General features: G+C 74.8%; 4 protein-coding genes. All 4 read right to left on the bottom strand.

The window, feature by feature from the left end; genetic code table 11:
* Positions 1-17: 17 nt before the first annotated feature.
* Complete coding sequence (locus tag NBZ85_RS28670; protein WP_261563069.1) at positions 18-653, bottom strand: TetR/AcrR family transcriptional regulator; 636 nt, start codon at positions 651-653, stop codon at positions 18-20.
* Positions 654-737: 84 nt separating this feature from the next.
* On the bottom strand, positions 738-1,823 hold the full coding sequence (locus tag NBZ85_RS28665) for an acyl-CoA dehydrogenase family protein (protein WP_261563066.1): 1,086 nt from the start codon (positions 1,821-1,823) through the stop codon (positions 738-740).
* On the bottom strand, positions 1,820-3,058 hold the full coding sequence (locus NBZ85_RS28660; RefSeq protein ID WP_261563064.1) for an acyl-CoA dehydrogenase family protein: 1,239 nt from the start codon (positions 3,056-3,058) through the stop codon (positions 1,820-1,822). The genes NBZ85_RS28665 and NBZ85_RS28660 overlap by 4 nt, the downstream gene beginning before the upstream one ends.
* On the bottom strand, positions 3,055-3,861 hold the full coding sequence (locus tag NBZ85_RS28655) for an enoyl-CoA hydratase/isomerase family protein (RefSeq protein WP_261554220.1): 807 nt from the start codon (positions 3,859-3,861) through the stop codon (positions 3,055-3,057). The genes NBZ85_RS28660 and NBZ85_RS28655 overlap by 4 nt, the downstream gene beginning before the upstream one ends.
* Between the last annotated feature and the right edge of the window lie 82 nt (positions 3,862-3,943).

Below are 3,943 nucleotides of genomic sequence, written 5' to 3'. Positions count from 1 at the left end.
GGACGTAGACGCAGGACTCAGCCGGCCAGCCGAGGGTGGATCGTGGCGACGAGCAGGGCCGCGGCCTCGGCGATGATGTCGGCCTCGTCCATCCGGATCTCGGTGGCTCGGATCTTGTACCAGCAGCGGTCGAGCATCGCGAGCACGACCAGGCCGACCGCCTCCGGTGAGCCGGCGGGATCGAGCTGGCGGGCGTGCAGCAGCTCGCCGAGCTTGCGGGCGACGCGGACCTGGATGCGGTGGGAGTCGTTGCGGAAGGCCACGTCGGTCGGCGCGGACAGCATCGCGGCCAGCGCGAAGGCCCCGTGCTGGTCGAGATGGATGAAGTACAGCCGGATCCACTCCTCGACGGCGGGAGTCGGCCAGTCGTCGGGCACCGCGGTGAGCCGGGCGACGACGGCGAGGGTGGACTGGTATCCGGCCCGGCCGAGCTCGGCGAAGATCTCCCGCTTGTCCCGGAAATAGGTGTAGAACCCGGCGCGCGAGATGCCGCACGCCTCGGTGATGTCGGCGACGCTGGTGCCCGCGTAACCATGGCGCAGGAACAGCCCGCGGGCGGTGTCGACGATCACCTGTCGGGTGCGTGCGGCGCGCGGTCCGAGATCCGCCACCGAGGCGGGGACGCGTTGTCGGGGGGTGTCGGGCGGTTGCATGGCATCATCTCGGCGCGTCGACCGGCCATCCTGACCGGGCCGGGCGGTCCCACGGGGCGCCCGGCCCGGCCAGGATGGCGGTGATCAGATCGCGACGACCGGCTCGAGCTCGGCGCCGCCGAGCAGCTCGGTGCCGAGCTGTTCGGCCAGCGTGCGGTGGTCACCGAGCAGCAGGTCGAGCGCGGCGGTACGGGCGACGAAGCGGTGCAGCTCGCTCTCCAGCGACAGCCCCATCGCGCCGCAGACCTGCACGGCGTGGCGCATGACCTCGGCCTGGGCGAAGCCGGCACGCAGCTTGACCAGCCGCGCCGCCCAGGCGCCGCCGTCCGCGTGCCCGGCGCTGCCCCACGCCACGGTCAGCTCCGAACGCAGCGACTCGACCGCCACGTGTGCCTCGGCGAGCCGGTGGCGCACGGCCTGGAAGGTCGCGATGGACCGCCCGTACTGGACGCGCGCCGAGGTGTGCGCGACCGCGATCGCGAGCGCCGCCTCGCAGCCGCCGGTGATCTCGGCGGCGAGCGCGCGGCGGCCGGCGGCCACCGCGCGGGTCCACGCGTCGCCGGCCGGGGTGGCCGGGCCCGCCGGTCCCGCCGGCGCGGCGGAGACGGTGAGCCAGCCCGCGGCGGTGTCGAAGCCGCGTACCGGCTGCGCCGCCGCCGCGACCAGCTCGGCCGGCAGGATCCGCAGCGTGACGCCGCCGGCGAGCCCGGCCAGGCCGGTCGCGTCCGGCTCGCCGGCGGTGTCGCCCGCGTCGAGGACGGTCGGGACGACGACCTCGGCGATGCCGTCGAGGGGGCCGAGCAGCAGCCCGGTCAGCGGCCCGCCCGGGTCGGCCGGGTGATCGGAGTGCAGCGGGTAGAGCAGCGCCCGCGGTCCGGTGGCGGCGGGCAGGGCGGGGGCGAGTTCGGCGAGCAGGACGTCGTCGAGGACGCGGGAGTGAGCCAGCGCCCGCCCGTGCTCGGTGAACAGCAGGGTGGTGGCGCGGGCCGGGTCGTCGGCGAGTACCTCCGCCCAACCGAGCTCCGCCAGCGCCGCGGCGAGGTCGCCGCCCTCGGCGAGCACCTCCCGCAGGGAACCCGCCAGCAGCTCCGCGGTGGCGTCGTCGAGGCCCGCCGGCTCCGCGGACGCGCCGGCGGTGGGGGCGGCGGTGATGGTGGCCGGACTGGTCACTTCGCCTCCTTCGGCAGGCCGAGGACGTGATCGGCGATGATCGTGCGCTGGACCTCGGCGGAGCCGCCGAGGATCGTCGCCGAGCGGGAGAACCACCACTCGTTGCGCCAGGCGGCGACCTCGTCGGTGGCACCGAGGACGAACTCGGTGCCCAGCAGGTCGCGGGCGAGGTCGAACAGGGCGATCTCGACGGTGGCGAGCAGGACCTTGTCGACGCTGGCCTCGGGGCCCACCGTGTCGCCCGCGGCGAGCCGGCGCACGGTGGCGGCACTGCGGGAGCGCAGGGCGATGATCTGCTCGTAGACGGTGCCCAGGCGCGCGGCCGAGCCGTCGGGCAGCCGGGCGCCGGCGGCGAGCCGGGTGGCGACCTGCCCGCGCAGGTCCCGCAGCCGGCGCAGCGCGTCGGCGGCGCAGATCCAGGCGTACATCGCCCGCTCCCACTGCAGCAGGTACATCGCGACGGCCCAGCCCTTGCCCTCGGCGCCGACGAGGTTGGACGCCGGGACCACGGCGTCGTCGAAGAACACCTCGGCGAGCTCGTTCTCGCCGCTGGCCAGCGCGATCGGCCGGATGGTGACGCCCGGCGTGTCCGCGTCGAGGAAGATCATGGACAGGCCGCGGTGGCGGGACTCCGGCGTGCCGGTGCGCACCAGGCACACCAGCCGGCTCGACGTCGCGCCATGGCTGGTCCACAGCTTCGACCCGGACAGGATGTAGGTGTCGCCCTCGCGCCGCGCGCGGCAGCGCAGCGACGCCAGGTCGCTGCCGGCCTCCGGCTCGGAGAAGCCCTGCCCCCACCACTCGTCGCCGCGCAGGTAGGCCGGCAGGTAGGCGGTGGCGAGCTCGGGGGCGAAGTGCACCACCGGCGGGCCGAGGGTCTCCAGCATCAGGTGCGGGGCGGGGATCGGCAGCCCGGCGGCGGACAGGGCGTCGTAGAAGATGGCGCGGTGGCGCTCGTCCCCACCGAGCCCGCCGGCCGACTCCGGCCAGCCGTAGCGGTTCCAGCCGGCGCGGAACAGCACGCCCATGAACCGGCCGTGGTCGGCGATGCGCTCCTCGGTGTTCGGGTAGTGCCGGCCACGCCACTGGTCCAGCACCGGCTCGCTCGCCAGCCACGCGCGCAGCGCACGGGCGTAGGCGTCGAGGTCGTCGCGCAGGACCGCCGGGTCGATGCCCGCCAGATCGATGCCCGCCGGGTCGGTGGCCGTCGGGTCGGTGGCCGTCGTGGTGGTCATGAGGGGCGTCCCGCCGCGGCCGTGCGGGCCTTGGAACGCTCGAGGAAGCTGCGCACGAGCTGCTGGTGCTCGGGGGTGTCGAAGGAGGCGAACTCCTCGCCGAGGGCGTACTCCAGCACGCCGGCCACCGCCCGCTTGATGTGCATGTTCAGCGCGCGCTTGGTGCTCTGCACCGCCTGCGGCGGCTGGGCGGCGAGCTTGCCGGCGACCTTCAGCGCCTCGTCGAGCAGCTCCGCGTCGGGCACCACCCGGTTGGCCAGGCCCAGCGAGACGGCCTGGTGGGCGGGGATGCGCTCGGAGGTCAGCAGGTACTCCTTGGCGCGCAGCATGCCCATGAGCAGCGGCCAGGTCGGCGCGCCGCCGTCGGCCGCGGTGAGCCCGACGCCCACGTGCGGGTCGGACATGAACGCGCTCTCGGCGAGCAGCACGATGTCGCTGCACACCGCCAGGTTGCAGCCCAGGCCCACCGCGGCGCCGTTGACCGCGGCCACCACCGGCAGCGGGAAGTCGACCATCTCGTTGAGCAGGCGGCGGGCACCGTCGATCTCGGCGCGGCGCAGCTCGCGGTCGTCCCACAGCTCGACGAAGTGCTGGAGGTCGCCGCCGGCGCTGAACGCCCGGCCCGCCCCGGTCAGCACGACCGCACGCGCCCCCGGGTCCTCCGCCAGGTGGCGCCACACCCTGACCAGGGCGTGGTGCAGCGCCTCGTTCGTCGCGTTAAGCGCCTCCGGCCGGTTCAGGGTGACGAGGCGGACTGGACCCCTCTCCTCGATGAGCAGCTCCGGCGCGAACGGGTTGTCCATCAGTTCTCCTGTCGGTCCTGCTGGGCGCCTGCGATACGTCGATAGGGTCGGCGGCTGTCCGCGGCGTCCGCCGAGACGGCAC

This window comes from Frankia tisae (assembly GCF_025403405.1).
GTDB classification, from domain to species: domain Bacteria; phylum Actinomycetota; class Actinomycetes; order Frankiales; family Frankiaceae; genus Frankia; species Frankia tisai.
The sequence above is the reverse complement of the archived record's forward strand: the minus strand, read 5'-3'. Positions and strand labels throughout refer to the sequence as shown.

Coding starts and splice junctions, on each gene's coding strand:
- NBZ85_RS28670 (WP_261563069.1), bottom strand. CDS start 653: ATGCAACCGCCCGACACCCCCCGACAACGCGTCCCCGCCTCGGTGGCG.
- NBZ85_RS28660 (WP_261563064.1), bottom strand. CDS start 3,058: ATGACCACCACGACGGCCACCGACCCGACGGCCACCGACCCGGCGGGC.
- NBZ85_RS28655 (WP_261554220.1), bottom strand. CDS start 3,861: ATGGACAACCCGTTCGCGCCGGAGCTGCTCATCGAGGAGAGGGGTCCA.